This is a genomic window from Massilia aquatica (genome assembly GCF_011682045.1).
GTDB lineage: Bacteria > Pseudomonadota > Gammaproteobacteria > Burkholderiales > Burkholderiaceae_D > Telluria_A > Telluria_A aquatica.
The window spans coordinates 130691-147841 of sequence record NZ_VVIW01000010.1 but is presented as its reverse complement, the minus strand read 5'-3'; the positions used below and the strand labels follow the sequence as shown (position 1 = coordinate 147841).

Genomic DNA, 17151 nt, shown 5'->3' with positions numbered 1-17151 from the left:
CTGGCGAGCATTTGTGACGCGGTATCGGCGCGATTATCGCCATATTTATTCAACGAATTTCTAACTCAGGACACTAGCTCCTGGATTAGCGACAGTCCGCGTTCCACGCATCGTAGTCGGCGCCGCTGCGGCGCGCCCAGATGGTGGCGTCGGCCCCGCGCCCGCTGCGGTAAGTCAGCGCCACCATTTCCTCGCTGCTCGAGCCGGTGGCGCCGACATCAATCGCATGCAGGTAGTACGGCAGCGAACGATCGCGCGCGCAGGCGGTGTTCCCGGCCAGGAGCAGGCGCGCTTTTTCCAGCAATGCCCCCTGCTGCGCCAGCACCCCGGTCAACTCCGTGTCGGGCATGCGCTGCAACAGTTCCACCGGCCTGGCCGGGATCGCGCAGCCGCTGGCGCGGTCCAGCCAGACGAACTGGCGCAGCCTGTCGGCAGCGCTCCACTGGCCGCCGGCGACGTACGTGAAGTCGACCCGCTGCATGCGGCACAGCTGCTTGAGGCCGCGCCGTGGCGCCATGCTCACCGCCGCGCTGACTTCCCACGGCGCGCCGGCGTGCGCGCGCGTGACCGAAAACGTCGGCTGCGCACTGTGATTATCGGGAAAGCGCTTCTGGTAATACGCATGGAAGGATTTCACCTCGGCCTCGGAGGGCGCGCGCGTCTGGAGGTTGATCACGGTATCGGCGGCGGCCGGCGCGCCCGCCGCCAGCAGCGCTGGCAGCACCAGCATCAACACCCGCCTCATGCGCGCGCCAGCATGCGCCGCTCGACCGAGGCGCCGGCTTGCATGCGGAACGTGAAGCGGGTGGCGCCATCCTCGGAAATCACTTCCAGCGTGGCGCCGTGCGAACGGGCGATTTCGGACACGATGAACAGGCCCAGTCCGAGGCCCTCGCTGGCGACCTGGCTGGACGCCCGCCAGAATGGCTTGAACAGCTGCCCGATCGTGGCCGGCGCGATGGCCGGCCCGCCGTTGCTCACGCTGATCTCGAACTGGCCGTCGCGCGCCCGGGCGCACACCAGCACTGGCTCGCTGCGCGCACCGTGCACCAGCGCGTTTTTGAGCAGGTTCGACAGCAGTTGCTGGATGCGCGCCGGGTCGCAGTACACGCTGTGCGGCAGGTCGACCTCGAGCCCGATGCGCTGCTCCGGATAGGCGCCCTGCAACTCGGCCACCACCTGTTCGAGCCACTGGCGCAGGCCGGCCTCATTGCGCAGGTCGAGCGCGATACCGCCGCCCATGCGCCCGCGCGTAAAGTCCATGACGTCGCCAACCAGCGCCGAGATGCGCAGCGCGCTGCGCCGCATGCGCTCGACCACGCTTTCGGCCTGCGCCGAGAGGGGCTCGCGCCGCAACAGTTCGGTGCCCAGCAGGATCGACGAGAGCGGCGTGCGCACATCGTGCCCGAGCACGGCGATGAACTGCTCGCGCAATTCCGAGGTATCGCGCTCGTCCAGCAGCGCCGACTGCGATTCGGTCAGTTTCAGTTCGTTTTCGAGATGCTTGGAGATGAGCTGGGCGAACAGGGTCATGCTCGACACCGTGGCCGTGGTCGACAACGACGCCGGCAAGGGATCGAGCCCGCACAGGGTGCCGAAATACGAGCCGTCCGGCCGGTGGATGGGCAGCGATATATAGCTCTGGAAGCCGTACATGCGCGGCGTATGGTGGTCGCGGTAGCGCGCGTCTTCGCTGACGTTGTCGATGATGACCGGGCGGCCCGAGTCGCGCACTTCCTCGCACAGGGTGGTGGCCACATCGAGGCCGTCGCCGACCTTCACGCCGAGTCCGAGCTCGTCGCGCACGGCGCAGGTGGTCCACGCATCGTGCGTCACGCGCGCGATGCAAACAAAACGCAGGCCCGTGATCGCGGCCACCGCTTCGAGGATGGTTGGAACAGATGAAATCGCCTCAATGGCGGCGATATCGGCGGCTATCTCTGTTTGCATCAATCTCTCTTGCGCGAAAACCCGGTTGGACGAAGCGCAATCGTATCATGCGGGCCGGGTGCGGGAGATTTTGCGCCGCTCTAAGCCGCCTGGCGCCCGTGCATCTGGCGATGCAGGCGGAAGCCTTCGCGGATATTCTCGCGCAGGACCGCCCCCTTCCACGGCTTGGTGTAAAAGCGGTCGATCGCGCCATGGTTGATCGCCGCCATGATGGGCGTGAGGTCCGAATACGCCGACAGCATGATGCGGAAGGTATCCGGGCACAGGTTCTTGACCCGCTCCATGAATTCGGTCCCGCTCATGAGCGGCATGCACTGGTCGCACAGGATCACCTGCACCTTGTGGCGCGCCAAGATGTCGAAGCCTTCGGCCGCCGTCTGCGCGGTCAGGATGCGGTAGCCATCCTGCGCCAGGAAGTCCGACAGCACGTCGAGCATGAAGGCGTCGTCGTCGACGATGAGCAGGGTTTGCTGGTTCAGCAGCGACTCGTCGAGCGGCGGCATCAGGTACTTGCCTTCGCCGAGCATCTGCTCGAAGTCCTCTTCCGGCAGCGGGCGGCTGAAGTAGTAGCCCTGCATCTCGTCGCAGCCGTGGCGGCGCAGGTAGGCCAGTTGCGCATCCTTCTCCACGCCTTCGGCGATCACCTGCAGCTTCAGGCTGTGCGCCATGTTGATGATGGCCAGCACGATGGCCGCGTCGTCCGGATTGCTGGTCACTTCGCGCACGAAGGCGATGTCGATCTTCAGTTTGTCGATCGGGAAGCGCTTCAGGTACGCCAGGCTCGAGTAACCAGTGCCGAAATCGTCGATCGAAATCTGGATCCCGAGCGCCTTCAGGTTGCGCAGCACGGTAATGGTATCTTCCGCGTTCGACATGAGCGAACTTTCGGTCAGTTCGAGTTCGAGCAGTTCGGGCGCGATGTCGTGCACCTTGATCGCATTGAGCACTTCCTGTTCCAGGCCGCCGACGAAAAACTGGATGCCCGACACGTTCACCGACAGATGCACCGGCCCGATCTTGCTTCTCCCCCATTCGCTGATCTTGCGGCACGCTTCGTTCAGCACCCAGGTGCCGACCCGCACGATCAGGCCGGTCTCCTCTAAAATCGGAATGAACAGGCCGGGCGAGACCATGCCGTGGCCCGGCCGCTTCCAGCGGATCAGCGCTTCGGCGCCGCTGATGCGCCCCGACCCGATGTGCACCTTGGGCTGGTAGTACAGCACGAATTCTTCGTTGTCGATGGCGCGCCGCAGCGCGTTTTCCAGATCCAGCCGCGCCAGCGACTGGGCGTTCATCTCGGCCGTGAAAAAGCGGAACGCATCGCGCCCGGCTTCCTTGGCGCGGTACATGGCTGTGTCGGCGTACTTGATCAGGGTATCGGCGTCGAGCCCGTCGTCCGGATAGACCGTGATGCCGATGCTGGCCGTGACGGTCACTTCGTGCCCTTCCAGGTCGAACGGGCGGCGCAGGCTCTCGCGGATCTTGTCGACCACCGCAATGGCCGTCTGCGGACCTTCCGGCAGCATCAGGATGGCGGCGAATTCGTCGCCGCCGAAGCGGCCGATGGTGTCGCGCACGCGCAGGCAGTCGACCAGGCGGCCGGCGAACTGGCGCAGCAGCTCGTCGCCGATCGGGTGCCCGAGCGTGTCGTTGACGGTCTTGAAGCGGTCCACGTCGAGGAACAGCACGCCCACCGCCCAGCGGTGTTCCGCGGCCTGTTCCAGCGCCCGCGTGAGCGAAGAATAGAACTGGCTGCGGTTGGGCAGTCCGGTCAGGGTGTCGAAATGGGCCAGCTTGAGCAGGCGCAGTTCGGATTCCTTGCGCTCGGTGATGTCGCGCGCCACCGCCACCAGGATCCAGCTGGAACCGGAGCGCAGGGTGCGGCGCTGCACTTCGACCGACAGGGTCGAGCCGTCCTTGCGCTGCACCAGGATTTCGGCCATGGCGCCCGACTGGTCGCCCGAAAGCAGCTTGTCGTACAGGTCTTTGAGGCGCAGCTTGTCGTTCTCGTCCTCGCCCGGCCGCGCCGGCGCCGACAGCGCCAGGAAGTCGTCGCGAAAGAAGCCGAGCATGCGGCAGGCGGTGGCGTTGACGTCGACGAAGGCCATGCCCGAGCGGTCGATCAGGAAAATCGCGTCGGCGGTGGCGTCCATGGCGGTGCGAAAGCGGCGCAGGTCTTCGTCGAGGCGAATGCGCGCCGTCATGTCGGCCGTGAGCTGCGCGTGGTGGCGCTTGATTTCTTCGTACAGCAGCAGGTTTTCGTAGGCCACCGCGATCTGCGCGCTGACCGTCACCGCGACCCGTTCGTCGACTTCCGAAAAGCCGTCGGCGCCGAGCTTGTCGACCAGGTACAGCCAACCGTGCACGCGCTCGCGCGAGGCGATCGGCACGCCGAGAAAGGAATGCACCGGCGGGTGGCCCTGCGGCAGGCCGACCGAACGCGGGTCGCCATCGATGCCCTCGATGCGCACCGGGACTTCCTCGTCGAGCACCTTGGCCAGCACCCCGGCGCGCGGAGTGGCGGCCACCACGCGCGCCTGGCGGTTTTCGCCGCACGAGGAAAAGTAGCTCAGTTCATCGGCGCCCTCATCGAGCACGCCGATGCAGGCATATTTGGAGACGCAGATGTTCTGCGCCACGCGGCAGCCGATTTCGAGCAGCGCGGTCGGATCGCGCTCGGCGCCCAGTTCGATACCGAGTTCGATCAGGGCGGTCAGGCGCAGGCTCACCGCCTGCAGGCTCGACAGGGAACTCGAGAGCCGGTCGGTCATCTGCGACAGGTCGTACGAGGGCTCGGGCATGCCGTGGCTGGCGATGCGCGAGAGCACCTGGCTGCTGCTCGACTCGACTTCGACCAGGTATTCGGCCACCGTGTTATCGATCGAGAACATGCGGCTTGGCTCGGCCGGCGGCGCCGTGAACGAGGGCAGCATGACCGGATCGGTGATGCCAAGCGCTTCGTGCACGGTGCGCAGGATCACATCCGGGTCCGACGGTTTGGGCAGCACCCATTGCACCCCGCAGGCCTGCGCCATCTTGTTCGCTTCGCGCTCGCGGTAGGTGGCGGTGTAGAAGATCACCGGCAGGTGGGCCGTGGCCGGATCGCTGTGCAGGCGCGTGACGAATTCGTAGCCGTCCATGTTCGGCATCAGGATGTCCGAGATGACCAGGTCAGGCCGCTCGGCATGCACCATCTTCAGGCCCTCGACGCCGTTGGCCGCTTCGAGCAGGCGGTGGCCCCCGTAGCCGAGCAGGGTCATCAGGAATTCGCGGTTCAACACATGGTCGTCGACGATCAGGATGGTGGCCTGCTTGTCGGTGCGGCCCACGCCCGCCGGCGCGGCGGTCGGCACGGCCAGGCTTTCCTCGACGCTGGCCACCAGCTCGGCCGGCGCCTGCAGCGGCAGGAAGCTCTCGAGCTGGGCCACGAAGGTATCGGGCTCGATCGGCTTGCCGATGTAGCCGTCGAAACCGGCGTCGAGCAGGCGTTCGCGGTCGCCCACCATGGCCAGCGCGGTCACCGCCAGCACCGGGATTGCGGCCAGGCTGGGGTCGCCCTTGAGCGCCGCTACCACCCCGTAGCCGTCCAGCTTGGGCAGGTGCACATCGCAGATGATCAGGTCGGGCATCGTCTCTCGGGCGGTGTCGACGCCGCTCACGCCGTCGTACGCCGTCAACGGGGTATAGCCGAATGCCTTCAGCAGATACACCATCAACTCCATGTTGGTGGGGTTGTCTTCGATTATGAGGATGCGTGCGGACACTGTGGCGCTCCTGGTTAATACCGGTACTCGTGCAACTGGTGGCATCACCGTCTGCTCTTCTGTTGCATCCTGACACATTCATGCATGCATAGGCAATTGTGCGCGACGAAACAGGAACAACACGGCCGCAGCAGTCGTTAATCGGCGACAGAATGCGCCGGCATCATGCATACAGCATAAGAAACTCACCATTACTCACGAGAGGAAATCGGATTGTCCATGACAATCAATTTCACAATGACTGTAGCACGGCTTTCAGGGGTGTTGCTAAAGATTATCGCGGGCTGTAGACAGAGTGTTAATTTCCTGCATCAGGCGCGCCAGCACGCGCCGGTTGCGTCCCAGCGCCACGTGGCCGACGCCACCGAAGGCGATGTTGCGGGCGCCTTCGAGCACGCTCGACGTTTGCGGGGCGACGATGTTGTCGTGATGGGTGAAGAGCGACGTGATCAGCGCGCGCGTCTGCGCGCTTTCGCTGGCGGCCAGTGCGCGCAGCCAGCCACCCGCCGCTGGGTCGCCGCCGTCGCCGCCGGCGTCGCCGCCGTGGTACTGCATCTGGACCGCGTTCAGGCCCGGCCCCTTGCTGGCCAGGCTGGTGCCATGGTGCGGGGTGCCGATGGTGAAGACATGCGCCACGCGCGCGCTGCCGTGGGCGCGCAGGTAGGCGCGCGCCACCAGGCCGCCCATGCTGTGGCCGACGATGATCACCTGCTGCGCGCCGCTGGCCGCGCACAGGGCCTCGACGGCGCCCCGCACCGCCGGCACGAAGTCGTCGATCCCGGCCAGCATGGGCTCCAGGTCGAGCGTGGCGTGGCTGATGCGCGCCGCGTCCAGCTCGCGCACCAGGTGGGTCCAGTAGCCGCTGTTGCAGCCGTAGCCATGCAACAGCAGCAGTGGCGGCGCCGTGGCGCCCGCGTGGATGCGCTGGTGCGCCGACGCGTGCGCCATGAACCATGAGGAATGGGTCAGGGTCGCGATGAATTCTTCGGCGAACAGGCGCAGCCTGGCCCCCGCGCCGATCTGGAACGGCGCCGGGGTCGCGCTGGAAAAGCGCGCCGTGGCCCTGAAGTTGTTCGCCGTGAGCAGCATGCGCGCCAGCAGCACGCAGGCCAGCCCGCAGGCGGCCGCCAGCCAGGTCGACGCCACCGCGCCGTAGCGCAGCGCGCCGTACGCAATGGCCGCCGACAGCACCAGCTGCACCAGCAGCACCCAGCGCAGCATGGCGCGCGCGCTCATGCCGCTGGCGCCAAGGGCGCGGTCGGGCGCCCGGTCAGCGCCTGCGCCAGCTCGCTGGCCAGGCGCGCCGTGATGGCGTACACCGACAGCTGCGGATTGGCGCCGATGGAGGTCGGGAACAGCGAGCCGTCGTGCACCGACAGGTTGCGCACGCCGTGATAGCGGCCGTTGGAGCCGGCCACGCCGCGCCGCTCGTCGTCGCTCATGGTGCAGCCGCCCATCACGTGGGCCGAGACCACGCGCGTGATGTGCTCTTTCATCGGCAGCGCGCCGATGCCTTTTTTGGCGGCCTCCCAGCTGGTGTAGCGCGCCGCCAGTTCGTGCACCGGCTGCACGCTGGCCGCGCCCGCGGCGAACTGGATTTCGGCCATCGACAACAGGGCGCGCCGCATGCCGTCCCAGACATAGCCTTTGATCGGGTAGTCGAGCAGCGCCGCGCCCTCGCGGGTCAGGCCCACGCTGCCGCCGGGGGCGTCATCATGGAAGCCGTCGCGCAGCAGCGCCAGCAAGCCATGCACATGCGGGAACTGGCGCATGGTGTCGGCGTGCGCCTGGCCGTAGCCGGCCATGGTGGTCGACAGCAGCAGCGGGTGCAGGGGCGGCGCTTCGAGCTTGTAGCCGATCGGGCCGTCGAGCGGGCCGTTGTGCAGGAAGTGGTCGGAATAGATGGTCTGCGGCGCGCCCGCAAAGCCATCGACGCGCTGCGCGAAAATGGCGGCCGAAATCACGGTCGGATGCAGGAAGGTGCGCCGCCCCAGCAGCCCGTGCGGATCGGGCGCGCGCGAACGCAGCAGCAGCGCCGGCGAGTTGATCGCCCCGCCGGCGACGATGAAGTGCTTCGCGCGCAGCGTGACGGTGCGCCCGCTGGCGGCCAGGCCGTCCGCGCCGAGCGCCTCGCACAGCAGGTGATCGACGGCGTCGCCCCTGAACACCAGGCGCTGCGCGCGCGCATGGGTGACCAGGGTGGCGCCGTGGGCCAGCGCCGATGGAATCGTCGTCACCAGCATCGACTGCTTGGCGTTGGTCGGGCAGCCCATGCCGCAGTAGCCGAGGTTCCAGCAGCCCTTGACATTGCGCCTGATCGCCGCCGAGGAGATGCCGAGGCGTTCGGCGCCGCGCCGCAGCAGGTCGTTGTTTTCGTTGGGCGGGGCTTGCCACTCGCCGATCGACAGGCGCGCCTCCATCATGGCGAACCACGGAGCCAGCGCCGCGCTGGTGTAGGTCGACAGGCCGAAGTTCTTTTGCCAGTAGCCGAGGGTCGGTTCCGGCGTGCGAAAGCTGGAGGTCCAGTTGACGGTGGTCGAGCCGCCCACGGTACGGCCCTGCAAAATGTTGATCGCCTTGTCGCGCGTCTTGCGCGCGGCCGACTCCTGGTACAGGGCCGGATACGCATCCGCTTCGCGCATCTTGAAGTCGCTCGAGGACTTGAGCGCGCCCTCTTCCACGATGATCACCTTCAGGCCGGCCAGCGCCAGGATTTCGGCACTCACGCCGCCGCCGCCGCCGCTGCCGATGATGACGACGTCGGCCTCAAGAGCGCGGTCGGCTTCCAGCGCGGCGGCGTCGATCACCTTCCAGCCGGCGGCGATGCCGGCGGCGACCGGATCAGGGATAACAGAAACTGCGGCGCTCATGCCAGTTCCTTCATCGGCCCGGGGTAACCGATGGCGGCCCAGCTCGACGGATCGGCATACCAGGAGCCGATGATCAGGTCGTGCAGCGCGTGGTAGGCGCTTTGCAGCATGCCGAGGCGGTGAAAGCGCCAGTCGTGCAAAAACACGGCCACCTGCTCGACGCTGGCGCCGGCCCAGCCGCCCGATACGCCCGCCAGCAGACGCCGCGCAGGCGCCAGCGACAGCAATCCGAACAGGTCCTGGACTTCCTTCTGCGCCGCCAGCGGCAAGCCCAGAATGGCCTGGTGCACGCGCACGGTGGTCGCGGCCACGGCGGCGCCGCGCGCGCCCGGATCGTCCGGCAGGGCCCCGGCCAGCATGGCCGGCACGATGGCGTCGATGGCCGCCTTGGCTTCGCCGTCGAGCACGAAGCGCCCCAGCGGCGAAGGGTGGATGTAACGATAAATCCCGCCGCCCGCCGCCAGGGCCAGCGCGCCGAGCGCGCCAACCTTGAGGAAGGTTCTGCGTTTTGTCTCCATGTCGTTGTTTTCCATACTATTTTTTGGCTAGTGTACGCCAAAGCGGCGGGCGCGAAATCGCACAAACTAGAGTCATCCATCTAGGAGTTTCTGGTAAAAAGACGGGCCCGCGTTAACTTTAAACGTATAGTTATTACTATGTTTTATTACTTTGAGGAATCGGAACTTCGTGTAATAATAGAATGTATTACTTTATGGAATCGGTTTTACGCCGGTTTCACCATGCCAGGCGCGCCGCATCATTGTCCCGGGCGCCACCGACCCGCGCCCGCGCGCCCGCACTCTCACGACCCATGTTGCACGCCACCTTGTTTGCCCGACTTCTTGCCCGACCATGACAATATACGACCTCAAGCCACGCTTCCAGGCGCTCCTGCGCCCCTTCACCACCTGGCTGTTCCGGCGCGCGGTCACGGCCAACATGGTCACCGTGGCGGCCATGCTGGCCTCGGTGGCATATGGCGCGTGGATGCTGTTGGCCGGCTCCACCCTGCCCTACCTGCTGCTGCCGCTGTTCATGTTTGCGCGCATGGCCCTGAACGCGGTCGACGGCATGCTGGCGCGCGAGCACGGCCAGCAGAGCAAACTGGGCGCCGTGCTCAATGAAGTGGGCGACCTGATCGCCGACGCCGCCCTCCTGGTGCCGTTCGCCGCGCTGGCGGGCGTTAATCCGCAACTGGTATACGCGGTGATTTACCTGTCCACGCTGACCGAATTCATCGGCGTGGTGGGCCAGACCACCGGAGCAGGGCGGCGCTACGACGGCCCGTCCGGCAAAAGCGACCGCGCCTTCCTGCTCGGCCTGCTCGGCCTGCTGATCGGCACGGGCGTGCCGGTCCTGCCCTACCTCAATCCGGTCTTCATGTTCATGCTGGTCCTGCTGGCGCTCACCTGCTGGAACCGCGCCCGCCGCGCCGCCGCCGGCGCGCCCTGACCGCCCTACTCTGACAAACGCTCTCCCACATCCAGGATTTTGACCGATGACCATTGATCACAGCAGTAACAGCAACAGCACCAGCACCGTCCGCACCTGCCAGGAATGCGGCTTCGACAGCTTCGACGGTACGCGCCTGTTCTACCGCTACTGGCCGGGCGCCGCCGCCAGCGGCCAGCGCGCCGTGGTGCTGTTTCACCGCGGGCACGAACACGGAGGCCGCGTGGCGCACCTGGTCGACGAGCTGAAACTGCCCGAATTCGCCTTCTTCGCCTGGGATGCGCGCGGCCTCGGACGCTCGGCCGGCGAGCGCGGCTACGCCGAGAGCATGGCCACCCTGATCAAGGACATGGACGCCTTCATCGCCCACATCGGCGCCACCTACGCCATCGCCCCGAGCGAGCTGGCGGTGATTGCGCAGAGCGTGGGCGCGGTGGTGGCCTCGGCCTGGGTGCACGACTACGCACCGAAGATCCGCGCCATGGTGCTGGCCTCGCCCGCCTTCAAGGTCAAGCTGTACGTGCCGCTGGCCCGTCCGGGCCTGGCGCTGCTGCAAGCCTTGCGCGGCAAGTTCTTTGTCAATTCCTACGTCAAGGCCAAGTTCCTGACCCACGATCCGGCCCGCATCGCCTCGTACAACAGCGACCCGCTGATCACGCGCCCGATTGCCGTCAACATTTTGCTGGGGCTGTACGACACCGGCGAGCGCGTGGTGGCCGACGCCGGCGCCATCACCGTGCCGACCCAGCTGCTGATCTCCGGCGCCGACTGGGTGGTGCACCACGGCCCGCAGCACGCCTTTTTCGATCGCCTGGGCAGCCCGGTCAAGGAAAAGCACGTGCTCGACGGCTTTTATCACGACACGCTGGGCGAACTCGACCGCGCCAAGGCGGTCGACCTGGCGCGCGCCTTCATCGTGCGCCAGTTCGCCGTTCCCGCCTCGGTGCCGAGCCTGCTCGACGCCGACAAGCACGGCCTGACCAAGACCGAATTCGACAACATCAGCCGCCCGCCATCGTCAAGCCTGGCCAGTGCCTACTGGGCCATGTCGCGCTTCTGGATCGGGGTCGGCGCCAAATTGTCGGAAGGCTTGCGCATCGGCGCCGACACCGGCTACGACTCCGGCACCACGCTCGACTATGTCTACCGCAACAAGGCCAGCGGCGTGCCGCTGCTGGGCACCCTGGTCGACCGCATTTATCTGAACAGCGTCGGCTGGCGCGGCATCCGCGTGCGCAAGGTGCACCTGGAACGCCTGATCGCCAGCGCCATGACGCGCCTGGAAGCGGCAGCGACGCCGGTGCGCATCGTCGACATCGCCGCCGGCCACGGCCGTTACATCCTGGAAGCGCTGGCGCCCCAGCAGCAGCGGGTCGAGCAGATCCTGCTGCGCGATTACAGCCAGCTCAATGTGGACGGCGGTTCGCGCCTGATCGAGTCGATGGGCTTGAAGGAGCGCGCGCGCTTCGTGCTGGGCGACGCGTTCGATCGCGGCTCGCTGGCCACGCTCACCCCGCGCCCGACCCTGGCGGTGGTGTCGGGCCTGTACGAACTGTTCCCCGACAACGCCCTGATCCGCGCCTCCTTGGCGGGCCTGGCCGAAGCGGTTGCCGAAGGCGGCTACCTGGTCTACACCGGCCAGCCGTGGCATCCGCAGCTCGAACTGATCGCGCGCTCGCTGACCAGCCACCGCCAGGGCGCGGCCTGGGTCATGCGCCGCCGCACCCAGGGCGAGATGGACCAGCTGGTGGCCGACGCCGGCTTCGAGAAGGTCGACCAGTTCACCGACGAATGGGGCATTTTCACCGTTTCGCTGGCACGCCGCACCGGCGCGCCCGTTCGTTAAATGGTGGCGGCTCCCGCAACGCCGCAGGCAGAGGCGCGGCCATGGCGCCGCGCCTGCGTCTGGCTGGCCTTCCTCGGCCCCTTCTTCTTCCTGACCTACGGGCTGGCCAACTGGTGGAGCGCCAGCCTGCCGCACGTGGGCAGCCTGGCCTTCGAATGGGAACGCCATATCCCGTTCTGGGACTGGACCATCCTGCCGTACATGTCGATCGACGCCTTTTACGCGGTGTCGCTGTTCGTCTGCGCCACCAAGGCCGAGCTCGACACCCACGCCAAGCGCCTCTTGATGGCCACCTGCGTCTCGGTGCTGTTCTTCTTCCTGTTCCCGCTGCGCTTTTCCTTCGACCGGCCCGAGACCACCGGCTTTAACGGCGCCCTGTTTACCGCGCTGGCCGGCTTCGACAAGCCGTTCAACCAGGCGCCCTCGCTGCATATCAGCCTGCTGGTGCTGCTGTGGCTGGTGTACGGGCGCCACTTGCGCGGCGTGGGCCTGTGGCTGCTGCACATCTGGTTCATCCTGATCGGCGTTTCGGTGCTCACCACCTTTCAGCACCACGCGATCGACATCGTCGGCGGCCTGCTGGTGGCGGTGGCCTGCGTGTACGTGTTCCCGGACGCCCCGCACGGCTGGCAACGCTCACCCGCCCCGGGCGTGCGCGGCAAGCCGCTGGCGCTGTTCTACGGCATCGGCGGCGCGGCCCTGTGGGCGGCGGCGGCCCTGCTGGGCGGCTGGGCCTGGCTGCTGACATGGCCCGCCACCGCCTTGCTGCTGGTGGCGCTGGCCTACAGCCACTTCGGCGTAAACGTGTTCCAGAAACACGGCGGGCGCACCAGCTGGGCCGCGCGCACCCTGTTGCTGCCCTATCAGCTGGGCGCCTGGACCTCGTCGCGCTGGTTCACCCGCGCCATTCCGGCGCGCGCCGAAGTGGTGCCGGGCGTGTGGATCGGGCGCGTGCCTGGACGCGAAGCGCTGGCCGGCATGGCCGTGCTCGACCTGACCGCCGAATTCCACGCCGCGCCACACCGCCGCGCCCGTTACGAAAGCGTGCCGATGCTCGACCTGCGCGCGCCTTCGCGGGCGCAGCTGGGCGCCGCCATCGACGCCCTCGACCGTTTGCACGGGCAAGGACCGGTGCTGGTGCACTGCGCGCTCGGCTATTCGCGCAGCGCGCTGGTGATTGCCGGCTGGCTGCTGCGCCGGGGTCTGGCGGCCGACGCCGCGCAGGCGCTGTCCATCCTGCGTAAAGCACGCCCGCAAGTGGTGCTGAACCAGGCCCAATTGACCTTGCTGGAAACCCGCGCCCATGGCTAATCCACATCTTCGCGAGCAAGCCACGCAAGCCGGCGTGATGGCGTCTTTCCTGCGCGTCGGCGCTCCGGTCGACCACGCCTCGTCGCTGCTGCTGGCGCTGGGCGTGCTGTGCGCGCTGCTGGGCCACGCGGCGCCGCTGGCGGGGCTGCTGGCCCTGCTGCTGGGCCTGGGCGAGAAATATGTTGCCTGGCGCGCCGCGCTCGACGCCGACCTGTTCGCCGTGCTGGCGCGCGAACCCGGCAACGAGGCCGCCTTCGACGCCGCCCTGGGCGCCTGCCTGGGCCGCGGCACGCCTTTGCCGCAGCGCACCCTGGCGCAGCGCTGGCCAGGGGCGCGCCGCTTTTTGCTGTGGCAGATCGGACTTGTCCTGGCGCAAGCCCTGCTGCTGGCCGCCATGCTGTTTTTGGGGTAGTGTACGTTCTTCCCTGTCTGTTTCCGGTGCAAGAACCATGAACAAAGACACGCTGGCCAAAGAACTGGAAAGCCACCTGCGCGCAGTCGCCGCCGAACGCGAGATGGCGCGCCGCGATCCGGCCCTGCAGGCGGCGCGCACGGCCGTCAAGCGCTACCAGTCGGCGCGCCTGGCGGCCACCCACCCCGACCTGCTGGCTGCGCCCGACACGCGCGAGGCGGCCGCGTTTTTTCTCAACGATATCTACGGCGCCCACGACCTGGGGCAGCGCGAGGCCGACCTCGAACGCATCGTGCCCAGCCTGCAACGGCTGCTGCCGGCCGAGTCGCTGCACACCATCACCAGCGCCATCGCGCTCGACGCGCTGACCGAAAAGCTCGATACCGGCCTGGCGCGCGCGCTGGGCGCCGTTTTCGATGAACAGGCCTATCTGATGGCCTACCGCAGCGCCAGCGCGCCCGAGGAGCGCGCGCGCCAGCTCGACCTGGTGCAGCAGCTGGGCGATTCGCTGTGCACGCTGGTGCGTATTCCGCTGTTGTCGCTGACCCTGTCGGTGATGCGCGGACCGGCCAGGCTGGCCGGCGTGAGCGCGCTGCACCAGTTCCTCGAGCGCGGCTTCGGCAGCTTTAAAAAGATGAAAAAGCCGGCATATTTTGTGGACACCATCGTCGGACGCGAACGGCGCGCCATGGGGCACATCTACGCCGGGCGTAAAGAGCCGTTCGACGTGTTTTGATTTCAAGGACAGCAATTTTGGTCCGACAATCTCCGAGCGGCTGCATGCGGTGAAACTGGCTGATTCGACACCGTCATGCCCCCACGCCTTGCGCAACGCGCCGAGCCCTTGACCACGCGCAGATAAACAGGCTTCATTCGCCGGCCGAGGGCGCACGGGCGCCGAGCATCGCCACGTACTCCTGCAAGAAATCGTCGCTGACGCGCCAAGGGCCGCCGCTGCGCTCGAAAATGAACTCGCCTTCATGCGCGTCGCTGATGCCCGTGCCGTCCATCTCCCACTCGCGCCTCTCGATCACCAAACGGCAGCTGTAGCGGCGCTTCTCGATCAGTACGCGGCACGGCCCGACCGGCTCGACCTCGGCCACCCGGTGCGGCGCGGCTTCGAGCACCGGATAGCTGCGCCGGTGGCGCGCCAGGATCTTGAAAACCCCTGCGCGAAATGCCTCGTCGAGACGGGCGCGCCCGATCGGCGCTCCCGTGTCGGGAAACTTGCCGCCGCTGTCGAGATGACCATAGCGCGCCTGCACCAGCGCCGCTTGCGCCGGCAGCACCTCGGTCACCTTGTGCTTGCTGTCGATTGTCACCGTAAAGGCGAATGGCTCGGCCTTGCCGTCCACGGCGAGCGTGGCGGCGCAGGCGCGCACCCGCGTCTGGCTGGCAAAGCCGACTTCGCGCACCCCGGCCAGCTGCGCGAGACTGGCGCGGGGAACCCGGTTGTTGGCCGCCAGGAGCACATCGGGGTCGGTGCAGGCGGGGACCGGGAGCACCGGACCGGGCCGTATCGCCAGCCAGAGCAGCAGGCCGGCCACGGCCAGCCCGGCGCCGATCCACAGCCGGCGCGAGCCGGGTATGCGCTCGACCAGCAGGCCGGCGACGTCGCGGTCGAAGCGCATCAGCATGGTTTCGGCTTGGTCCAGGATGGCGCCGCGCTCAAGGCTGTTGTCGCGACGGGCGCGCAGGTCCCATACGCGCCGGCGCGGGATGATGTCCTTGAACACGACCCAGGCCAGGGCGGCGCCGGGCGAGGCCAGGATGTCGTCGTCGCCGGCCGCCGCGTCGAGGGCGGCGGCGTCGATGGCGGCGGCGCGCTCGTCGGCGCTGATCACGCCTTCCACGAACAGGGTGTCGAGATGCTGGCGGTTGAAGCTGGCCCCGAGCAGCGCCAGCTTGTGCAGCGCGTCGTCGAGCGCCGCCAGGTCATCGGGCGCGGTCAGACCGGCGCGCGTCTGGCGCAAGTCCTTGACCGTGAGGATGTCGCGGCACGCCAGCCACACCATCTGGTCGGCCACGGAAAATTCGCCGGCCAGTTCGGTGGCCAGCGGATGCGCCAGGGCGCGCGCGTGGCCGGCGGCGTCGATGACGCCGATCCGCTCCAGATGCGCCAGCGGCGCCGGATGGGGTGCGCCGCTCATAGGCGAACACGCGACAAGGGAAATGCGGGCGACTCGGGGACCATGGCGTGCTCGGCTGGCTGCTAATTGACTATTTTACAATATCATGGCGCTTGATACGGGGCCGCGATGGCCGCCTCGTATTCGCGCTGGAAGTCGGCGCCGACCTTCCACAGGCCGGCATATCCGCCCTGCTCGATGGTAAATTCGCCCTGATGCAAGGTGGAAGCGCCGACCACGCCGGGGCGCTGCGGGTCCTTGCGTTCGATCAGCAGGCGGCAGGTGTAGCGCACCCCCACCACCAGCGCGCGGCAGGGCTCGACCGGCTCGAGGTCGGCGATGTCGCTGCGCGGTTCAGGGGCGAACCGTGCCGACCAGCCGTCGGTGGCGCGCCCCGGCGCCGCGCGCCGCCCGCCCTCGCGCATGGCCGATTCGAGCGCGGTGCGCGGAATCGGGTACGTCAGGTCGGGCGGACGGGCGTTGGCGTCAAGACGGCCGAAACGCATCTGCGCGATTACCGGATCGGCCGGGGTCACCACCAGTTTGTCGTCTTTCGGGTCGCTGGCGACGGTGTAGGCGAACGGTGCCGCCTTGCCATCGACGCTGAGCGTGGCCCTGCAGCCGCGCAGCTGCGCCGCTTCGATGTAGCCGATCTCGCGAATATCGGTGAGGCTGCGGGCGACGCCGGGCGGCGTCAGCGCCCTGATCTTGCGCCCGACCGTCCAGCCGTCGCAGGCGGGCAGCGCGTTGAGCGCGCGCGTGATCATGCCGATCCCGAACGCCAGCAGCACCGGCGCCAGGATCCACAGCGCCAGCTCGCCCCAGGCCCGGAAGGGCTTACGCGGCGCCTTGCGCACGACGGCTGCGCGAGGCGTCGGCGCGTCGCTGGGCAAGCTGGCGGCCGCATCGTCCAGGATGGCGCGGCGCCTGGCGCTGCCGCCGCTGGCCTTGCGCAAGGCATCGAAGCGTTTGCGCGGCATCACACCGCGCTTGACCATGCGCACCAGCACGGCGTCCGGCGCGGTGAACGGTGTTTCGAATCCGATCGCTTGCAGCACGTGCTCGCGCTCGCCGGCGCAGACCAGCCCTTCGCGCACCAGCAAGTCGAGCCAGACGCCGTTGGCCTCCATGCAAAACAGCTCGTATTGTTCCAGCGCCTGGTCGAGCATGTCGCGGTCGCCGGCCAGTGCAAGGCTGTCGCAGGCCTCGGCCAGTGCGTCGGCCGAGACGATCTGTTTGCGCATCAGCCACACCAGCGGTTCCACCAGGCCCGGGCTGGCGGCCAGCGTTTGCGCCGCCGGGTGCTTCATGGCGCGCCAGTATTGACTGGTTTCGAGCAGGCCGATACGCTGCAAATACAGGAAGGGACAGGATAGCGGCGTGACGGTCATGTGGCGCGCAAAGGAGTAGGCCGGGA

Annotated in this window: 13 protein-coding genes; 5 read left to right on the top strand and 8 right to left on the bottom strand. The window is 67.6% G+C overall.

The features are described 5' to 3' along the window. Nucleotides 1-85 precede the first annotated feature (85 nt). The 6 genes from F1609_RS18235 to F1609_RS18210 all read right to left on the bottom strand — a co-directional run bounded on the left by F1609_RS18235 (nucleotide 86) and on the right by F1609_RS18210 (nucleotide 9102). A complete protein-coding gene (locus tag F1609_RS18235; protein ID WP_167077817.1) occupies nucleotides 86-745 on the bottom strand; it encodes a hypothetical protein in 660 nt (219 codons plus the stop codon). After that, nucleotides 742-1950: a GAF domain-containing sensor histidine kinase gene (locus F1609_RS18230; protein WP_167077816.1), complete on the bottom strand. Its 1209-nt coding sequence runs from the start codon at nucleotides 1948-1950 to the stop codon at nucleotides 742-744. The genes F1609_RS18235 and F1609_RS18230 overlap by 4 nt, the downstream gene beginning before the upstream one ends. Nucleotides 1951-2030: 80 nt before the next feature. Continuing rightward, nucleotides 2031-5714 (bottom strand): EAL domain-containing protein, encoded by a 3684-nt coding sequence (locus F1609_RS18225; protein ID WP_167077815.1) that lies wholly within the window; start codon nucleotides 5712-5714, stop codon nucleotides 2031-2033. Between the two features lie 267 nt (nucleotides 5715-5981). Continuing rightward, nucleotides 5982-6950, bottom strand: a complete 969-nt coding sequence (locus F1609_RS18220; protein ID WP_167077814.1) for an esterase/lipase family protein — start codon at nucleotides 6948-6950, stop codon at nucleotides 5982-5984. Further along, nucleotides 6947-8584, bottom strand: a complete 1638-nt coding sequence (locus tag F1609_RS18215) for a GMC family oxidoreductase N-terminal domain-containing protein (protein WP_167077813.1) — start codon at nucleotides 8582-8584, stop codon at nucleotides 6947-6949. The genes F1609_RS18220 and F1609_RS18215 overlap by 4 nt, the downstream gene beginning before the upstream one ends. Further along, nucleotides 8581-9102, bottom strand: a complete 522-nt coding sequence (locus F1609_RS18210) for a hypothetical protein (protein WP_167077812.1) — start codon at nucleotides 9100-9102, stop codon at nucleotides 8581-8583. The genes F1609_RS18215 and F1609_RS18210 overlap by 4 nt, the downstream gene beginning before the upstream one ends. A gap of 334 nt (nucleotides 9103-9436) precedes the next feature. Here F1609_RS18210 and F1609_RS18205 point away from each other — a divergent pair, with 334 nt between their 5' ends. From F1609_RS18205 to F1609_RS18185, 5 genes are read left to right on the top strand one after another with little or no spacing between them, the layout of a single operon-like run. Next, nucleotides 9437-10036 carry a CDP-alcohol phosphatidyltransferase family protein gene (locus F1609_RS18205; protein WP_167077811.1) on the top strand — a complete coding sequence of 200 codons (600 nt, stop codon included), beginning with the start codon at nucleotides 9437-9439 and terminating at the stop codon, nucleotides 10034-10036. Between the two features lie 46 nt (nucleotides 10037-10082). Then, the gene (locus F1609_RS18200; RefSeq protein ID WP_167077810.1) at nucleotides 10083-11882 is read left to right on the top strand and encodes a bifunctional alpha/beta hydrolase/class I SAM-dependent methyltransferase; all 1800 of its coding nucleotides are present in this window, start codon (nucleotides 10083-10085) and stop codon (nucleotides 11880-11882) included. Continuing rightward, nucleotides 11883-13193: a phosphatase PAP2/dual specificity phosphatase family protein gene (locus F1609_RS18195; protein WP_167077809.1), complete on the top strand. Its 1311-nt coding sequence runs from the start codon at nucleotides 11883-11885 to the stop codon at nucleotides 13191-13193. Beyond that, nucleotides 13186-13605: a hypothetical protein gene (locus F1609_RS18190; protein WP_167077808.1), complete on the top strand. Its 420-nt coding sequence runs from the start codon at nucleotides 13186-13188 to the stop codon at nucleotides 13603-13605. The genes F1609_RS18195 and F1609_RS18190 overlap by 8 nt, the downstream gene beginning before the upstream one ends. A gap of 37 nt (nucleotides 13606-13642) precedes the next feature. Continuing rightward, the gene (locus F1609_RS18185) at nucleotides 13643-14341 is read left to right on the top strand and encodes a DUF8198 family protein (RefSeq protein WP_167077807.1); all 699 of its coding nucleotides are present in this window, start codon (nucleotides 13643-13645) and stop codon (nucleotides 14339-14341) included. 133 nt (nucleotides 14342-14474) lie between these two features. Here F1609_RS18185 and F1609_RS18180 read toward each other — a convergent pair whose 3' ends face one another. Together F1609_RS18180 and F1609_RS18175 are read right to left on the bottom strand one after the other, a co-directional pair. Beyond that, entirely contained in the window at nucleotides 14475-15755 is a 1281-nt protein-coding gene (locus F1609_RS18180; RefSeq protein WP_167077806.1) for a hypothetical protein, read from the bottom strand. Nucleotides 15756-15838: 83 nt separating this feature from the next. Beyond that, the gene (locus F1609_RS18175; protein WP_167077805.1) at nucleotides 15839-17125 is read right to left on the bottom strand and encodes a hypothetical protein; all 1287 of its coding nucleotides are present in this window, start codon (nucleotides 17123-17125) and stop codon (nucleotides 15839-15841) included. Between the last annotated feature and the right edge of the window lie 26 nt (nucleotides 17126-17151).

What these genes read in the sequence shown, in the direction of transcription:
- F1609_RS18235 (WP_167077817.1), bottom strand. Translation starts at nt 745, where the DNA reads ATGAGGCGGGTGTTGATGCTGGTGCTGCCAGCGCTGCTGGCGGCGGGC.
- F1609_RS18230 (WP_167077816.1), bottom strand. Translation starts at nt 1,950, where the DNA reads ATGCAAACAGAGATAGCCGCCGATATCGCCGCCATTGAGGCGATTTCA.
- F1609_RS18220 (WP_167077814.1), bottom strand. Translation starts at nt 6,950, where the DNA reads ATGAGCGCGCGCGCCATGCTGCGCTGGGTGCTGCTGGTGCAGCTGGTG.
- F1609_RS18215 (WP_167077813.1), bottom strand. Translation starts at nt 8,584, where the DNA reads ATGAGCGCCGCAGTTTCTGTTATCCCTGATCCGGTCGCCGCCGGCATC.
- F1609_RS18210 (WP_167077812.1), bottom strand. Translation starts at nt 9,102, where the DNA reads ATGGAGACAAAACGCAGAACCTTCCTCAAGGTTGGCGCGCTCGGCGCG.
- F1609_RS18205 (WP_167077811.1), top strand. Translation starts at nt 9,437, where the DNA reads ATGACAATATACGACCTCAAGCCACGCTTCCAGGCGCTCCTGCGCCCC.
- F1609_RS18200 (WP_167077810.1), top strand. Translation starts at nt 10,083, where the DNA reads ATGACCATTGATCACAGCAGTAACAGCAACAGCACCAGCACCGTCCGC.
- F1609_RS18195 (WP_167077809.1), top strand. Translation starts at nt 11,883, where the DNA reads ATGGTGGCGGCTCCCGCAACGCCGCAGGCAGAGGCGCGGCCATGGCGC.
- F1609_RS18190 (WP_167077808.1), top strand. Translation starts at nt 13,186, where the DNA reads ATGGCTAATCCACATCTTCGCGAGCAAGCCACGCAAGCCGGCGTGATG.
- F1609_RS18185 (WP_167077807.1), top strand. Translation starts at nt 13,643, where the DNA reads ATGAACAAAGACACGCTGGCCAAAGAACTGGAAAGCCACCTGCGCGCA.
- F1609_RS18180 (WP_167077806.1), bottom strand. Translation starts at nt 15,755, where the DNA reads ATGAGCGGCGCACCCCATCCGGCGCCGCTGGCGCATCTGGAGCGGATC.
- F1609_RS18175 (WP_167077805.1), bottom strand. Translation starts at nt 17,125, where the DNA reads ATGACCGTCACGCCGCTATCCTGTCCCTTCCTGTATTTGCAGCGTATC.